General features: G+C 63.4%; 17 protein-coding genes. 2 read left to right on the forward strand and 15 right to left on the reverse strand.

Annotated features, from left to right (window positions below):
• Positions 1-16: 16 nt before the first annotated feature.
• The 4 genes from NMG70_RS24185 to NMG70_RS24200 are packed head-to-tail and all read right to left on the reverse strand — an operon-like array spanning position 17 to position 2,788.
• Positions 17-757 (reverse strand): ABC transporter ATP-binding protein, encoded by a 741-nt coding sequence (locus NMG70_RS24185; RefSeq protein ID WP_254026996.1) that lies wholly within the window; start codon positions 755-757, stop codon positions 17-19.
• Positions 726-1,556 carry an ABC transporter permease gene (locus NMG70_RS24190; RefSeq protein ID WP_254026850.1) on the reverse strand — a complete coding sequence of 277 codons (831 nt, stop codon included), beginning with the start codon at positions 1,554-1,556 and terminating at the stop codon, positions 726-728. The genes NMG70_RS24185 and NMG70_RS24190 overlap by 32 nt, the downstream gene beginning before the upstream one ends.
• On the reverse strand, positions 1,553-2,539 hold the full coding sequence (locus tag NMG70_RS24195) for an ABC transporter substrate-binding protein (protein ID WP_254026997.1): 987 nt from the start codon (positions 2,537-2,539) through the stop codon (positions 1,553-1,555). Before NMG70_RS24195 ends, NMG70_RS24190 begins: the two co-directional genes overlap by 4 nt.
• A 39-nt stretch (positions 2,540-2,578) precedes the next feature.
• Positions 2,579-2,788, reverse strand: a complete 210-nt coding sequence (locus NMG70_RS24200; RefSeq protein WP_254026851.1) for a hypothetical protein — start codon at positions 2,786-2,788, stop codon at positions 2,579-2,581.
• Positions 2,789-3,445: 657 nt separating this feature from the next.
• On the opposite strand from NMG70_RS24200, the gene NMG70_RS24205 reads away from it, so the two are divergent.
• Positions 3,446-3,826, forward strand: coding sequence for a c-type cytochrome (locus tag NMG70_RS24205; protein ID WP_254026852.1), 381 nt, complete (start codon positions 3,446-3,448; stop codon positions 3,824-3,826).
• 143 nt (positions 3,827-3,969) lie between these two features.
• Here NMG70_RS24205 and gph read toward each other — a convergent pair whose 3' ends face one another.
• From gph to NMG70_RS24255, 10 genes are read right to left on the reverse strand one after another with little or no spacing between them, the layout of a single operon-like run.
• Positions 3,970-4,671 carry a phosphoglycolate phosphatase gene (gene gph / locus NMG70_RS24210; protein ID WP_254026853.1) on the reverse strand — a complete coding sequence of 234 codons (702 nt, stop codon included), beginning with the start codon at positions 4,669-4,671 and terminating at the stop codon, positions 3,970-3,972.
• Positions 4,668-5,225: a thioredoxin family protein gene (locus tag NMG70_RS24215; RefSeq protein WP_254026854.1), complete on the reverse strand. Its 558-nt coding sequence runs from the start codon at positions 5,223-5,225 to the stop codon at positions 4,668-4,670. Before NMG70_RS24215 ends, gph begins: the two co-directional genes overlap by 4 nt.
• A gap of 21 nt (positions 5,226-5,246) precedes the next feature.
• Positions 5,247-5,933, reverse strand: coding sequence for a ribulose-phosphate 3-epimerase (rpe, locus tag NMG70_RS24220; protein WP_254026855.1), 687 nt, complete (start codon positions 5,931-5,933; stop codon positions 5,247-5,249).
• Between the two features lie 54 nt (positions 5,934-5,987).
• On the reverse strand, positions 5,988-6,926 hold the full coding sequence (gene cbbX, locus NMG70_RS24225) for a CbbX protein (protein ID WP_254026856.1): 939 nt from the start codon (positions 6,924-6,926) through the stop codon (positions 5,988-5,990).
• A gap of 8 nt (positions 6,927-6,934) precedes the next feature.
• Positions 6,935-7,369, reverse strand: a complete 435-nt coding sequence (locus NMG70_RS24230) for a ribulose bisphosphate carboxylase small subunit (RefSeq protein ID WP_254026857.1) — start codon at positions 7,367-7,369, stop codon at positions 6,935-6,937.
• Positions 7,370-7,387: 18 nt separating this feature from the next.
• Entirely contained in the window at positions 7,388-8,881 is a 1,494-nt protein-coding gene (locus NMG70_RS24235; RefSeq protein ID WP_436798452.1) for a ribulose-bisphosphate carboxylase large subunit, read from the reverse strand.
• Between the two features lie 20 nt (positions 8,882-8,901).
• Positions 8,902-9,981 (reverse strand): class II fructose-bisphosphate aldolase, encoded by a 1,080-nt coding sequence (gene fba / locus NMG70_RS24240; protein ID WP_254026858.1) that lies wholly within the window; start codon positions 9,979-9,981, stop codon positions 8,902-8,904.
• Between the two features lie 14 nt (positions 9,982-9,995).
• Positions 9,996-12,002, reverse strand: a complete 2,007-nt coding sequence (gene tkt, locus NMG70_RS24245; RefSeq protein WP_254026859.1) for a transketolase — start codon at positions 12,000-12,002, stop codon at positions 9,996-9,998.
• 10 nt (positions 12,003-12,012) lie between these two features.
• Positions 12,013-12,885: a phosphoribulokinase gene (locus tag NMG70_RS24250; RefSeq protein ID WP_254026860.1), complete on the reverse strand. Its 873-nt coding sequence runs from the start codon at positions 12,883-12,885 to the stop codon at positions 12,013-12,015.
• Positions 12,886-12,890: 5 nt separating this feature from the next.
• Positions 12,891-13,952 (reverse strand): class 1 fructose-bisphosphatase, encoded by a 1,062-nt coding sequence (locus NMG70_RS24255; RefSeq protein ID WP_254026861.1) that lies wholly within the window; start codon positions 13,950-13,952, stop codon positions 12,891-12,893.
• 119 nt (positions 13,953-14,071) lie between these two features.
• On the opposite strand from NMG70_RS24255, the gene NMG70_RS24260 reads away from it, so the two are divergent.
• A complete protein-coding gene (locus NMG70_RS24260; RefSeq protein ID WP_254026862.1) occupies positions 14,072-15,031 on the forward strand; it encodes a LysR family transcriptional regulator in 960 nt (319 codons plus the stop codon).
• Between the two features lie 142 nt (positions 15,032-15,173).
• Here NMG70_RS24260 and NMG70_RS24265 read toward each other — a convergent pair whose 3' ends face one another.
• On the reverse strand, positions 15,174-15,533 hold the full coding sequence (locus tag NMG70_RS24265; RefSeq protein WP_254026863.1) for a hypothetical protein: 360 nt from the start codon (positions 15,531-15,533) through the stop codon (positions 15,174-15,176).
• Between the last annotated feature and the right edge of the window lie 206 nt (positions 15,534-15,739).

Raw genomic sequence — 15,739 nt, forward strand, 5'->3', positions numbered from 1 at the left:
TACGAACTGTAGGCGATCAGGCCACGCCCGGAAATTTTTGCTGGAATGACCGCAATAGGTCGCTCATCACCTGTGGATTGCGATAGTGCCGCGGCAGCCTTACGTCGAACATGCCGAGCACATGGGCCGGCCGCTGCGCGAGCACGATGATGCGGTCCGACAGCATCAAGGCCTCGCGCAGATTGTGGGTCACCATCAGGGCGGTCGTCGGCCGCGCCGACCACACGGTCAAAAGCAGGTGCCGAAGCCGCTCGGCGGTCCGTTCGTCGAGTGAGGCAAAGGGCTCGTCCAGGAACAGCACCGCCGGTTCGGTGGCGAAGGCCCTGGCAAGCGCTGCCCTGCGCGCAAGGCCGAGCGAAAGCTCCGCCGGATAGAGCGAGCGCATGCCGGCGAGGCCGAGCGTGTCGAACAGCCCGTCGAGATTTTTCGTTCTCAGGCTTTTCGGCAGCGCCAGCCTGACATTCTGCTCCACCGTCCGCCACGGCAGCAAGACCGGCTCCTGGAACACGGCGGCGATCCGGTCGGAGCCGCCTTCAGGCAGGTGGAACGAGCCGGAAAAGTCCTTGTCCAACCCAAGCAGGATGCGCAGCGTCGTGGTCTTGCCGCAGCCGGACGGCCCCAGCAAGCAGGCGAATTCGCCTTGCCGGACCTCGAAGGAAAGGTCCTGAAGCGCCGTGATCGAGACGCCTTGTGCGGACCTGAAGGTCTTTTCGGCGATGTCGACCCTAAGCGGGACGGCGGCGCCAACGGGTTGCATGTCGTTCAACGGGCTGCACCACAAGGAGTTCGATGACAAGCATCACCGCCACGAAAGCCAGCGTGTAGGCAAGGATGGCGGCGACGTCGAAAAGCTGGAAATAAAGATAGATCTGGAAGCCGACGCCATTGGAGCGGCCGAGCAGTTCGACCACCAGGACGATCTTCCAGATGAGGGCGATGCCGGACCGTGAGGCGGCGGCAAGATAGGGCTGCAGTTGCGGCAGCAGGACGTGGCGAATGCGATCGAGGAGGCCGAAACGGTAGACGGCGGCCATTTCGGCGTAAGTCGGATCAAGCGCCCTGGCGCCTTCGCGCATCGTCACCACGACATTGGGGATCTTGTTGACGGCAACCGCGCCAATCGCCGCCGCTTCGTTGAGGCCGAACCAGATGTAGGCGAGCACGATGACGACCAGCGCGGGAATGTTGAGGAACAGAACCACCCAGGGAGCGAAGAACCGGTCTGCGCTGCGGTGGCTGCCGAGGAGAACGCCGATGAGCGAGCCAACAACCATCGCGACGACATATGCCGCGGCAACCCGGCCGAGCGTCGCGCCGAGATGGTAGAAAAGATCGCCGTTCGCCGCCTCTGCGAGCAGCACCTGCCAGACCTGTCCCGGCCCTGGAAAGGCGCGGCTCGGCCAGGCATGTGCCGCAAGACCCCACAGCAGGCAAAGCCCGAGCAGGGAAACCGCCACCGTCAGCACCGGTGTCAGCGCCGCTGCAAGACCGGATTGGCTGGACGTGCCGGCCGCAGCGCCAGGCGGGCGATCGCCGGTGTCAGGTGGGCTCATCATTGCGGCAGTTCCTGCCAGAACGTGCCGGGCGCCATCTCCGGCGCGCGGCCGACCAGCTTTTCGCCGCCGATCTCGGCCAGCACACGGTAGAGCTTGCCGGCGTCGGCCGCATCCTCGGCGACGGGGCGTCTGGGAATGCCCTCGCGATAGCGGTCACGCAGTTTGGCCAGTTCCTTGCCTTGCGCGCGGATAATCGGCGCAAGGCGCAGCCACTCGTCGTCGGATCTGGCCAGCAAGTCCTTTGACTGGGCCGAAGCCTTGATGAAGCCGGTGACGGCGTCCGGATGTTCGTTCGCCCATTTGTCATGAAAGACATAGCCGAGCGCCGACACGGCGCCCGAGGCCCCGAGCGCTTTCGCCGCAGCATCGGCGCCGATCAGCCGACGAAAGCTGTTTGCCTCGAGGCGGGCGCAAAAGTGCCAGAAATTGAGCACCGCATCGAGCTCGCCCTGCATCGCCTTTTCCGAAATCAGCGGCGGCGCGCCAAAGACGATGTCGCTCGTTGCCGCCAGGTCGAGGCCGTGATCGCGTCTGGCCAGCGCCTGGATCAGCAGCCAGCTTTTATCGAGAGGTCCGCCGGCGACGCCGATCTTTTTTCCCCTGAGATCGGTGATCGTCCGGATCGGCGCTCCCTCCTTCACCATGATCGCCCCGACCGCGGTCGAATAGGGGACCAATGTGAGGTCGACGCCTTCGGAGCGCTGGCGTGAGACCCACAGCCAGTCGGAGACGATCATGTCGATCGCGCCGGCCAGCATGGCGACGTTGGTTGCATCCTCGCCGGCGAAATCGACGACCTCCAGATCGATGCCGTTGGCTGCGTCGAACTTGTGGTGCTTCAGCGTGTCAAGCGCCCAGCTCACGGTGCCGAATTTTAGCACACCGATGCGAACCTTGACCGTGGCGAAGGACGGCTTTGGGACAAGCGCTGCGGCCATTCCGAGAGCTGCCAGGCGGAGCGTTCCTCGACGCGAAATCATGATGATGTCTCCTCCCTGGGCCATAACAGGCCGGGGCGCCGATCAGATCGCACGGTCTTTGTTCGGGAAAGCGCATCTCCAGCGCTTGACCTTGAGGGTCGGGTGCTCCTGCGACCATTTCGCGATTTCGGTGGGCGCCAGCATCATGCATTGCAACAGAGAGCCGCGGTTCTCGAAATAGAGATGTTCGTCTCGGCAGTTGCCAGGATTGGCGATCAGGCAAACCGTCAAGATGAGGTCGACCATATCCATTCAGCACCTCTTGCGGCTTGAAGACGCCCGCTTCGGCGAGATCCGGCCCGGTCTGCGAGCCTGGACAAACCGCCAATGCCGGAGTCCCGAGGTGCCCATGGAAAACCGGAATTGTTTGAGGCTACGCGTTCGCCCGATGGCCGTCAACAACGGCGAATGGAGAGGCGCGCCGATACCTGAAACAAAAACCCGCCTCATCGGGCGGGTCGTGGCGCAAATCAGGACCATGAATAAATTCCTAACACAACTGCCGTCACAAAGCAATGAAAATACGCGCGCAATCGCTCGCGGTATGCGCTGCCCCTCATCGCCCTGCCGGGCACTTCTCCGCGTATAGTGACGGGGAGAAGGACGCCTTCGCAAAGGATTTCGCCAATCTCCAGAGTTGCAGAAAGGACGCCGACGTTGCGGCCAGCCCCTTCGCCCCGTCACTATACGGGGAGAAGGTGCCGGCAGGCGGATGAGGGGCAGCGCCGACGTTGACGGTGGCCAATACGACTTGGACGCGCTCCTTTGTCTGAAGCGACTGCCTTGAACTCGGGGTAGCGGTTGACATCCCTCATCTGCCGGGTAGCTTCCAGCATGCAGGATGCCGATGATCAAACAAAGGCATGCGCAAATCGTCCAGGGCACCTTGACGATCAATGAGGAAATGCCATGCGTGCAATCGCATTTTTCGCCGTCGTGTCCGTTGCGACTGCTATCACGAACCAATCGCAGGCACAGGATGCCGCGGCGGGTGAGAAGGTCTTCGCCAAATGCAAGGCCTGCCACGTCGTCGACGAGGACAAGAACAAGATCGGTCCGTCATTGAGCGGCGTCATCGGCCGGACGGCCGGCACGCATCCGGGGTTCAAATATTCTAAAGCCATGACCGAGGCGGGCGCATCCGGCCTCAAATGGGACGACGCCACGCTGACGAATTACCTTCGCGACCCAAAGGGCATGATCAAAGGTGGGAAGATGGCGTTTCCCGGCCTCAAGAAGGACGAGGATCTCGCCAACGTCATCGCCTATCTGAAGCAATTCTCCAAGTAACACGGTTCTTCCGCAGGAGGTAACCCGGTTCTTCCCCGGAAGTAACCCGGTTCTTCCCTCGGAAGTGCCCGGTTCTTCCGTAGGAAGTAACTTCGCCGGCCGTTCGAAACTGCGTTCGGCCGGCGCCTTGGTGGTGGCGCCGGTCACGCGGCGTCTTGCAGCCTACGCATAGCGGAAGGCAGGTCGAGCAAGCCGTCGCAAACCAGGTCGGCGCCCAGCTCTTCAACGGCAATTTGCGTGTAGCCGCCACGCAGCAGAATGACGGGCATGCCGGCGGCGCGCGCGGCGGCCACGTCGGCGCCGCTGTCTCCGACCATCAGCGCGTCACGAGGCTCGACCTGAAGCTGGTCGAGCGCCAGCAGCAGAGCGTCGGGCGCCGGTTTCAGGCAAGTCACCGCGTCTCCGCCGACGATCGTGCCGAGATATTCCGTCAGCCCGAAATGCAGCAGGATCTCGCGAGCCGCCAACTGCGGCTTGTTGGTCACCACGCCCATGGCTATTCCGCTCAAATGGAAGTGGGTGAGAACCTCCCTGACGCCAGGCATCAGCGTCGTCAGGCCGGTCAGATGTCTGCGGTAGATCGGCGTCATGGCGCGGTTGGCCTCGTCAAGCGCACTGCCGAGCAGCGGCGTGCCGGAAGCGGCGAAGGCGCGCTCGACCAGTTTCCTGACGCCGCCGCCGATCATCGCCTTGACCTGCTCCAGGCGCAGCGGCGACAGATCGCGACCGGCCAGCAACTCGTTGACGGCGGCGGTTATATCAGGCGCCGAATCGACCAGCGTGCCGTCGAGATCGAACAGGATCGCTTTCGGCGATCGAAACCGCCTGCCTGCCCCGACGTTCATGCAGCATCCTTCCACTTGATCGAGCAGCCGATCGAAGCAATCTGGTCCAGCGGTCCGTCGCCGGTTCGGGCGATCTGTCTCATCGCCTCGAACAGGTCGCGTCTTAGCCCGGGCGGTCCGGCGTCGCGTCGCGCCGCGTCCAGCCGGCCGCGATATTGCAGCGTCAATTCGCTGTTGAGCCCGAAGAAATCCGGAGTGCAAACGGCTCCATAGGCACGCGCCACCGTCTGGCGCTCGTCGTGGAGGTAGGGAAAAGTGAAGCCGTTCGTCCTGGCGAAGAGCTTCATGTTGTCGAAGGAATCATCCGGATAGGCGTCGGCATCGTTGGAGTTGATCGCGACAAAGCCGATGCCTTCGGGCTTCAGGTCGTTGGCATCGCGGACGATGCGTGAAATCACCGCCTTCACATAGGGGCAGTGGTTGCAGATGAAGGCCACCACCAGCCCGTTCGGACCGGCCTGGCTGAGGATCGAATGCGATTTGCCGTCGACGCCGGGCAAGACGGCATCGATGGCTTGCCAGCCGAAATCGCAGACAGGTGGGATTGCCGCCAAGGTTTCCTCCGATGAAACGGTTTACGCGGCTTTCCGGATCGCCCCGTCGGCCGCCTGCCTGATGGCGCCGATATTGGCGCGATAGGCCGCCTCGCTGCCGCCCTTGAAGATTGCCGAGCCGGCGACCAGAACATTGGCGCCGGCCGCGGTGACCAGCGGAGCGGTCTCGGGGGTGACGCCGCCGTCGATCTCGATGTCGATCGGGCGGTTGCCGATCAGCGCCTTGACCCGCCTGACCTTGTCGACGACAGAAGGAATGAACGCCTGGCCGCCGAAGCCCGGATTGACGGTCATCAGAAGCACCAGATCGAGCCGGTCGAGCACATATTCGATGACGCTTTCCGGCGTCGACGGGTTCAGCGACACGCCGGCCTTCTTGCCGAGATTCCTGATCGCCTGCAGCGAACGGTCGAGATGCGGCCCGGCCTCGGCATGCACGGTGATGATGTCGCAGCCGGCATCGGCGAAGGCGGCGAGATAGACGTCGGCCGGCGCAATCATCAGGTGACAGTCGAAGACCTTGTCGGTTCGATTGCGGATCGCCTTGATCACCGGCGGACCGAAGGTGATGTTGGGCACGAAATGGCCGTCCATGACGTCGAGATGGATCCAGTCGGCGCCCGCCCGGACGACCGCTTCGACTTCGTCGCCGAGCCGCGAGAAATCCGCAGAAAGCACCGAGGGCGCAATGATTGTCTTGGTACCCATGTTCGTCGGCTCCATTCCGTCTTCCGTTTCCGGTCGCTGCACGCAACCGGCTTGTCAGCGCGGCTTCGTCTCCGGTTCGCCTTCGAGCTTGCCTTGCGCGAACACGCGGCTGCCGCGAATATCGGATTCCTCAATGGTGATAAGGTCGGTCTTCGTCAACACCCGGTCGCGCGACGTGAAAAGCCGGTTGGCCTGGCGAAGCCGCGCCCGGTCGAGCCCATTGCGAACCGAGCGAGCGTTGGAGAAATGCGGCAGCCGCATGCGGATCGGCAGATACTCTTCGAGCGCCTTGGCCGCCGCCTCGCTGAGACGGTAATTCTGTTCCGCCAGCATGATCTCGGCGATCGATTTGAGCTCGCTGACGCCGTAGTCGGGAAAATCGAGGTGATGGGCGATGCGTGAGCGCATGCCGGGATTGCTGTCGAAAAAGCGGTCCATCTTGTTCTTGTAGCCGGCAAGAATCACAGCCAGATCGTCACGGTTGTTTTCCATGCATTGCAGCAGGATTTCGATCGATTCCTGGCCGTAGTCGCGTTCGTTCTCGGGCTTGTAGAGATAGTAGGCCTCGTCGATGAAAAGCACCCCGCCCATGGCGCGCTTGATCACTTCGCGGGTTTTGGGTGCGGTGTGGCCGACATACTGGCCGACGAGATCGTCTCGCGTCACCGCGACCATGTGGCCTTCGCGGACATAGCCGAGACGATGCAGGATTTCGGCCATCCTGAGCGCCACAGTGGTTTTTCCGGTGCCGGGATTTCCAGTAAAGTTCATGTGCAGCGTCGGCGCGCCCGAGGTCAGGCCGAACTTGCGGCGAAGCCGGTCGACCAGGAGCAGCGCCGCAATCTCGCGGATGCGGGTCTTGACCGGCTTCAGGCCAACGAGTTCGCGGTCGAGCTTGCCCAACACCTCATCGATGTTGGACGCCTCGAACTCGGCCTGCAGATCGACCGGCGCGTCCTGCGCGGCAGCGCCCTTTGCTATCGCGTCCAGCATGGTTTCGGCTAGCTCCGCTCGCCTTCGGGCCTGTCGGTCGCATAAGGCACGATCGAATAGCCCTGGCTGCGGCCGTCGCGCTCCTGGCGCAGCAGCCGGAACCCGGGTTCGTTGGGCGGCCGGTTGACCATGAACGACATGCGCGGCGCTTCCCAGCCCTTGCTCGAATCAAAGGCGGTGACCCGGACATACATGTTGGGCATGGCTTTGCGGCAATTGTTGACCTCAAGCAGGATGCCGGCTGGGTCCCTCAGGTCGAACATCGGGTTGCCGTACATTTCCCAATAGGTGTTTCGCGGATGCGGATCATCCGTGTACTCGACGCTGACCGCCCAGTGGTTTTTCAGCGCGTATTTGATCTGCGCCGAAATCTGCTCATCGGTCAGGTCGGGCAGGAACGAAAACTGTCCCTGCGTGACCTTGTTTCCCGGATTGGTCATCATGGCGACGGTTCCTTTCGTTTAGAAGCTGGGCGTTGCGGTTGGCACGAAGTCGGCCGTGTCGGTCGATTCGTAGTTGAAGGTGACGTCCTTCCAGGTCTCGAGGGCCGCCTTCAGCGGCGTGCACCATCTGGCCGCCTGTTCGAGGATTTCGGTGCCTTCGCGCAGATAGTCGCGGCCCTCGTTGCGGGCGAGGATCATCGCCTCCAAGGCGACGCGATTGGCCGTCGCGCCGGCCTGGATGCCGTCCGGATGGCCGATCGTGCCGCCGCCGAACTGCAGGATGACGTCCTCGCCGAGATAATGGATCAGCTGGTGCATCTGGCCGGCATGGATGCCGCCCGAGGCGACGGGCATCACCTTGTTGAGCGAGGCCCACTCCTGGTCGAAGAACAGCCCGGTTTCGAGGTTCTGCGGCGTGCGCTCCTCGCGCAGCGTGTCATAGAAGCCCTTGATCATCAGCGGGTCGCCTTCCAGCTTGCCGACCACGGTGCCGGCATGGATGTGATCGACGCCGGCCATCCGCATCCATTTGCAGATGACGCGAAAATTCATGCCGTGGTTCTTCTGGCGCGAATAGGTCGAGTTGCCAGCGCGGTGCAGGTGCAGGATCATGTCGTTGCGGCGTGCCCATTTGGCCATCGACTGGATCGCCGTGTAGCCAATGACCAGGTCGATCATGACGATGCAGGAGCCAAGCTGTTTTGCGAATTCGGCGCGCTCGTACATCTCCTCCATCGTGCCGGCGGTGACGTTGAGATAATGGCCCTTGACTTCGCCGGTGGCGGCCGACGCCTTGTTCACGGCCTCCATGCAGTAGAGGAAGCGGTCGCGCCAGTGCATGAAGGGCTGCGAGTTGATGTTCTCGTCGTCCTTGACGAAGTCGAGGCCACCCTTCAGCGCCTCGTAGACGACGCGGCCATAGTTGCGGCCTGACAGGCCAAGCTTCGGCTTGGTCGTCGCGCCAAGCAGCGGCCGGCCGAACTTGTCGAGCCGCTCGCGTTCCACCACGATGCCGGTGGCCGGCCCCTGGAAGGTCTTGAGGTAAGCCACCGGAATGCGCATATCCTCGAGCCGCAAGGCCTTGACTGCCTTGAAGCCGAACACGTTGCCGATGATCGATGCAGTCAAGTTGGCGATCGAGCCCGGCTCGAACAGGTCGAGGTCGTAAGCGATGTAGGCGAAGTACTGTTGCTCGGTCCTGGTGCCGGGACCGGTGTTCGGCACCGGCTCGGATCTGAACGCCTTGGCGCGGTAGAGCTCGCAGGCGGTCAGCCTGTCGGTCCACACCACGGTCCATGTCGCGGTGGAGGATTCACCGGCGACGGCGGCGGCCGCCTCCTCGTGGTCGACGCCTGGCTGTGGCGTGATCCGAAACATGGCGATCAGGTCGGTCTCCTTGGGCCGGTAGTCCGGCTCCCAGTAGCCCATCTTCTTGTAGGGGATGACGCCCGACTTGTAGCGTTCCTTGCCTTCCTTGAGCGTGCCAGCTGACGGCATGTCGATCTTGTTCATGACAGGTCTCCTGTTGCCGCTCAGGCGGCTTTCGCGGTTGCGATTTGCGGGGCGAGCTTTCCCGCGGCATATCGTTTCGCCATCTCGTCCATGGCGATGACTTTGATCTTCGAGGCGTTGCCGGCCGTGCCGAAGCGCTCGAAGCGGTCGCGGCAAAGGTCGCGCAGGGCGTCCATGGCCGGTTTCAGGAATTTGCGCGGATCGAATTCGCGCGGGTCCTCGGTCGCGACACGGCGGAATTGCCCGGCCATGGCCATGCGGCAATCGGTGTCGATGTTGACCTTGCGCACGCCGTAGCGGATGCCGCGCTCGATCTCCTCGACCGGGACGCCAAAGGTCTGGGGCATCTCGCCGCCATATCGGTTGATGACGTCCTGCAGTTCCTGCGGCACCGAGGAAGAGCCATGCATGACCAGATGCGTGTTGGGCAGCTTTTCGTGGATCGCCTCGATCACCTGCATGGCGAGGATGCCGCCGTCAGGCTTGCGGCTGAATTTGTAGGCGCCGTGCGAGGTGCCGCAGGCGATCGCCAGCGCGTCGACCTGGGTGGCGGTGACGAAGTCGACCGCCTGATCGGGATCGGTCAAAAGCTGGTCGTGGGAAAGCACACCTTCGGCGCCATGCCCGTCCTCGGCCTCGCCCTGGCCGGTTTCCAGCGAGCCGAGCACGCCGAGCTCGCCTTCGACCGAAGCGCCGACCCAATGCGCCATGCGGGCGACACGTTCGGTGACGGCGACGTTGTAGTCGTAGCTCGCCGGCGTCTTGGCGTCCGCCATCAATGAGCCGTCCATCATCACCGAGGTGAAGCCGTGGCGGATCGCCGAAAGGCAGGTGGCTTCGTTGTTGCCGTGGTCCTGATGGATGCAGAGCGGAATGGCCGGATGCATTTCGGTCAACGCCTCCATCATCTTGGCCAGCATGATGTCGTTGGCATAGGAGCGGGCGCCGCGCGAGGCCTGGATGATGACCGGCGCGTCGCAGGCCCTGGCCGCCTCCATGATGGCAAGGCCCTGTTCCATGTTGTTGATGTTGAATGCCGGAACGCCGTAGCCGTGCTCGGCGGCATGGTCGAGAAGCTGGCGAAGGGTGATGCGGGCCATTTTTGGGGTCCTTCCTAGATGATGAGCTTCAGTGCCGCTGCGGCGACGGCTTCGGGCGTGACGTCGAAATGCCGGTAGAGATCCGGGGCAGGGGCGCTGGCGCCGAAACCGGCCATGCCGACGAAAGCGCCGGTGTCGCCGATCCAGCGGTCCCAGCCGAGCCGTGCCGCGGCTTCGACGGCAATGCGCGGCGCCGAGCCTAGGATGGCCTTTCGTATACCGGTATCCTGTTCCTCAAACAGCTCCCAGCACGGCATCGAGACGACCGCGGCGGCGATGCCGTGCTCGGTCTCCAGCCGTTCGGCGGCGGCGACGGCGATCTCGACCTCCGAGCCGGTGGCGATCAGCGTCACGGCGCGGTGCCCGGCCGGCTCGCGCAGGATGTAGGCGCCCTGGCTCGACCGGTTCTCGTCGCCGTGCGCTTGGCGCAGCATCGGCAGGTTCTGGCGCGAGAGCACCAGCACGCTCGGCCGGTTCTTGCTCTTCAGCGCCAGTTCCCAGCACTCCGCCGTTTCGATGATGTCTGCCGGCCGGAAGACGTTGAGGTTGGGCGTCGCCCGCAGCATCGCCAGGTGCTCGATCGGCTGATGGGTCGGGCCGTCCTCGCCGAGCCCGATGGAATCATGGGTCATCACATAGATGACGCGCTGGCCCATCAGCGCCGAGAGCCGCATCGCGCCGCGCGCATAGTCGGCGAAGCACAGGAAGGTGCCGCCATAAGGCACGAAGCCGCCATGCAGCGCGATGCCGTTCATGGCCGCGGCCATGCCATGCTCGCGGATGCCGTAGTGGATGTAGCGGCCGGCATAGGCACCAGGCGCTATGCGATCCATGCCCTTGGTCATCGTCAGGTTCGAATGCGTCAGATCGGCGGAGCCGCCGACGGTCAGCTCGGTTGCCGCGTTGATGGCGCCGAGCGCCATTTCGGAGGCTTTTCGCGTTGCGACCTTGGTCGCCTTTTCGACATGCTCCTTGCGGAAAGCGCCGAGCGCTTCGAAGACCGCGTCGGGCAGGGTGCCGGCGACCGCGCGCTCGAAGGCCTGGCGCTGCGGCGAGGCGGCAAGCCGCTGCTCCCAAGCGTGCCGCGCTGCTTGCCCGCGCTCGGCAATTTCGCGCCAGGCGAAAAGGATGTCGTCCGGCACCTCGAACGGCGCGCAGGCCCAGCCGATGTTCTCGCGCGTCGCGGCGATCTCGGCATCGCCCAGCGGTGCGCCATGCGTCTTTTCCGAGCCGCCCAGATTGGGCGCGCCCTTGCCGATCACCGTGCGGCAGGCGATCAGGGACGGCCGGTCCGACTGCTGCGCCACTTCGATTGCCGCAGCCACGGCTTCCAAATCGTGGCCGTCCACCGACTGGACATGCCATCCAGCGGCTTCGAACCGGGCCGGCTGGTTCATCGACGTCGACAGCGACGTCGGTCCGTCGATCGAGATCGCATTGTCGTCCCAGAAGACGATCAGCCGGGCGAGCTTCAGGTGACCGGCAAAGTCGATCGCCTCATGGCTGATGCCTTCCTGCAGGCAGCCGTCGCCGGCGATTACGTAGGTGAAATGGTCGACGAGATCGGCGCAGTGGCGGGCGGCAAGCATGCGCTCGGCTAGCGCCATGCCGACGGCGGTCGAGATGCCTTGTCCAAGCGGACCGGTCGTCGCCTCGATGCCAAGCGCATGGCCATATTCGGGATGTCCGGCGGTGCGGCTGCCCAACTGGCGAAACCGCTGCAATTGCTCGATCGGCATATCTTCGTAGCCGAGCAGGTAGTGCAGCGCATATTGCAGCATCGAGCCGTGCCCGGCCGAAAGCACGAAGCGGTCGCGATCGGGCCAGCTGGGCGCCGACGGATCGATGTTGATGAAGCGGCCGAACAGCACCGTCGCGACGTCGGCCATGCCCATCGGCATGCCCGGATGACCGGAGTTGGCCTTCTGGACGCTGTCCATCGCCAATGCGCGAATGGCGTTCGCCATGTCGCGCTCCGAGACGGCGGCGACGGGCTTCAGGGCTGCTGCTTGGCTGTTCATGGCGTCCTCCTCACGACACACGGTTCTTGCGTTCGATCAATTGCAGGATGAGCGGCGTCAGGATCAGCTGCATGGCAAGGTCGAGCTTGTTGCCTGGCACCACTATGGAATTCGGCCGCGACATGAAGGAGTCGTGGATCATCGAAAGCAGGTAGGGGAAATCGATGCCGCGGGGATTGGCGAAGCGGATGACCAGCATCGATTCGTCGGGCGTCGGAATCCAGCGCGCGATGAACGGGTTGGACGTGTCGACGATCGGCACGCGCTGGAAGTTGATGGCGGTCTGCGAGAATTGCGGGACGATGTAGCGGACATAGTCCGGCATGCGGCGCAGGATGACGTCCATCACCGCCTCGGTGGAATAGCCGCGGGTTGCCCGGTCGCGATGGATCTTCTGGATCCATTCGAGATTTATGACCGGCACCACGCCGATCCTGAGGTCGGCGTGCCGGGCCAGGTCTATCTTGTCGGTGACGACGCAGCCATGCAGGCCCTCGTAGAAGAGCAGGTCGCTCGGCGGGAATTCGCGCCATTCGGTAAAATGGCCCGGCGGCGTGCCGTACTGCTTCTCCTCGTCCTCGTCATGGATGTAGGTGCGGGTCTTTCCGGTTCCGCGGCGCCCATATTCCTCAAACACCTCTTCGAGGATTGCGAGTTCGTTGGCCTCGGCATGAAAGTGGGTGAAGTTCGGATTGCCGGCCTTCTCCTGCTCGGCCACCTTGACCTTCATCGTGGCGCGGTCGTAGCGGTGAAAGGCATCGCCTTCGATGAAGGCGGCGTCGATGTTCTCGCGCCGGAAGATCAGCTCGAAGATGCGTTTGACCGAGGTGGTGCCGGCGCCCGACGACCCGGTGATGGTGATGATGGGGTGCTTTGCCGACATGATGCTCAGGCCCTGAACAGGCCGCGGCGGCTGAACAGCGGCGCACGCTCGCCGATCGCGCTGGGCTCGATGTGGTAGCGAGTGATGCGCGCGACTTCGCGTGCCGATCCGAACACCACGGGCACGCGCTGGTGCAGGCTCTCGGGTTCGATTTCTAGGATGCGGGTGATCGTGTCGGTGGCGGCGCCGCCCGCCTGTTCGATGAGATAGGCGATCGGGTTGGCCTCATAGACGAGGCGCAGCCGTCCCTGGCGGTAACCCTTGCGCTTGTCGCCTGGATACAGGAATACGCCGCCGCGCATCAATATGCGGTAGCAGTCGGCGACCAGGGAGGCGATCCAGCGCATGTTGAAGTCCTTTCCGCGTGGGCCTTCGGTGCCTTCGAGGCAGTCGTCGATGTAGAGCCGCACCGCCTCGTCCCAATGCCGGTAGTTGGCGGCATTGATGGCGAACTCCTGGGTACGCTGCGGGATGATCCGGCTCTCGTAGGCCTGGACGAAAGTGCCGAGCCTGGTCGAGAGAACGAAGACATGCGTGCCGCTGCCGAGCGACAGAACCAGCGCCAGCTGCGGCCCGTAGATGAAGAAACCGGCGCCCAGCTGGTTCACGCCTGCCTGCAAAAAAGCGGCGGCCGGATTTTTGTCCGGCGCGCCAGTTGCAGGGAGGCCAGCTGCAGGGAGGAGCGAGAAGATCGTTCCGATCGACACGTTGGTATCGATGTTGGAAGAGCCGTCGAGCGGGTCGATGGCGATGGCGAGAGGCGCCTGGCTGTCGAGCAGGACCGGCTGCTCCAGTTCTTCGGAGGCATAGAGCGCGACCGGAGCGTGGCGCATGGCGTCGAGGAAGATGTCGTCGGCGAAGATGTCGAGATCCTTCTGGATGTCGCCGTCGGCATTGGCGCTGCGGGTCCCGGCAAAGGCGGCGCCGAGCACCCCCTGATTGATGGTGTTGCGGACCTTGGTGGCGGCCTGCGTCAGCTGACGGACGGTGGCGACGACCGCGGAACGCAGTTCGTCGGGCGGGCCGAGATAGGAATTCAGAAATGCGTCGAGCGTTGCCGCTGGCATCGTAACCTCCCGATCCAGCCGCAACTCCTCCGGCCGAATTGGGGAATGAGAACAAACGGCGTGAGATAAGTAAAATTCAATAACTTTACTTTCGTACTAAAAAAAATTTAGTATGGCGCATGAGAAACCTCACGCTCAAGCAATTCAAGACCGTTCAGGCCATCGTCAGCCATGGAAAAATCGTGAGAGCAGCCAAGGTGTTAGGCTTGTCTCCTCCAGCGGTGACGATCCAGTTGCGGCAGGTCGAGGAGGAGTTCCAGTTGGCCTTGTTCGACCGGACATCGGACGGCATGCGTCCGACTGCCGCAGGCCTGGCCTTCGTCGAGACGGCGCAGGCGATCGAGGAGCGGCTTCGCCTGCTCGAAGACAAGATGGATGCGATCAAGGGCGTGCGCATCGGCAGCTTGCGGCTGGGCGTCGTTTCCACCGCCAAATATTTCGCGCCGCGGCTGATGGCCGGCTTCATGAAGGACCAACCCGACATCGACATGCGGCTCGCCATCGGCAACCGCGCCGAAACCATCAACAGTCTGAAGAACCACGACATCGACATCGCGCTGATGGGACGCCCGGCGAGGGAAGTCCCGGTGCGTGCCTCGGTCTTCGGCGATCACCCGCTGGTCATCATCGCGCCGCCCGACCACAAGCTGGCCTCGGCGCGCGAGATATCCAAGGAGCGGATCGCCGAAGAGCATTTCCTCATCCGCGAGCCCGGCTCCGGCACGCGCATCTCGCTGGAAATATTCTTGAGCGACGTGCCCGGCCGCATCGACGATCTCGGCGTCGAGATGGGCTCGAACGAGACGATCAAGCAGGCGGTGATGGCCGGGCTCGGCATTGCCTTTATCTCTGCCCACACCATCGCCGCCGAAACCGAAGCCGGCCGGCTGGTCATCCTCGACGTCGTCGGCATGCCGATCCGCCGGCAATGGTTTTCGGTGATGCGCAGCGATCACGCGATCTCGCCGGCGATGGCGACGTTCCACGATTTCCTGATGCGCAAGGGCGCGATGTACCTGCCGCTGTTCGGCAAGCTCTATCCGCACGAAGGACCCAACATTGGAGGTCACGCGAGCTAGGCCGCGCGGCCCCAGGGCAAACGCTTCAGGAAAACGATGGCCGTTCGTCGCCTCTCAAAATAGAGAAGTTTGACCTTCTACATCGGCCCCACGGACGCGAGCTCTCAGCCAGCAGCACGCAGGCTGCCGTCTGCAAGGCGGATCAGTGCATTGCCTCGGCGCGCAGGTGCACGTCGGTTTCGGACGACAATGTCACCTGCTCGCCGGACCTTGAGAACGCGTAGAGCGGGCCGCGGTGGCCCGGCATCGAAAAGGCCACGGAGTCGCCGTCGGCGAGGCCCATGACGACGCGCTGCGGATCCCCGCCGATCTTCGGCGCGAAGGTGGCGGTGACCTCAAGGAGGTCGCCGTCGCCCGGGTCGTAATAGACGACCATGTCGAGGTGTCCCTCGTGCAGGCTGCCGGCTTCGATCGGGCGTCCTATGGTGGCTTCCTCGGCAAACGCCGGGGCGGCAAGAAACAGCGCGGCCAAAACTGAGGCGCTCAGGGTTTTGCGGATCATCTCGTATCTCCTCTTTTTTAGATTACCTTCGAACTCTATATATGCGAATTAGATTACGAATGCAATCTAAAAAATGAAAATTGATGATGCGTGTGAGGCGCTGCAATCGGGAGTGCGGCTTTGACGGCATCGGCCTTAAGCGGCGCAGAGGTCCAGGCGGGCGATGGAGAGCGCCTACCACCGATGGTCGGCCGCAGCCGCGGCGT

Source organism: Mesorhizobium ventifaucium (genome assembly GCF_935822925.1).
GTDB classification, from domain to species: domain Bacteria; phylum Pseudomonadota; class Alphaproteobacteria; order Rhizobiales; family Rhizobiaceae; genus Mesorhizobium; species Mesorhizobium ventifaucium.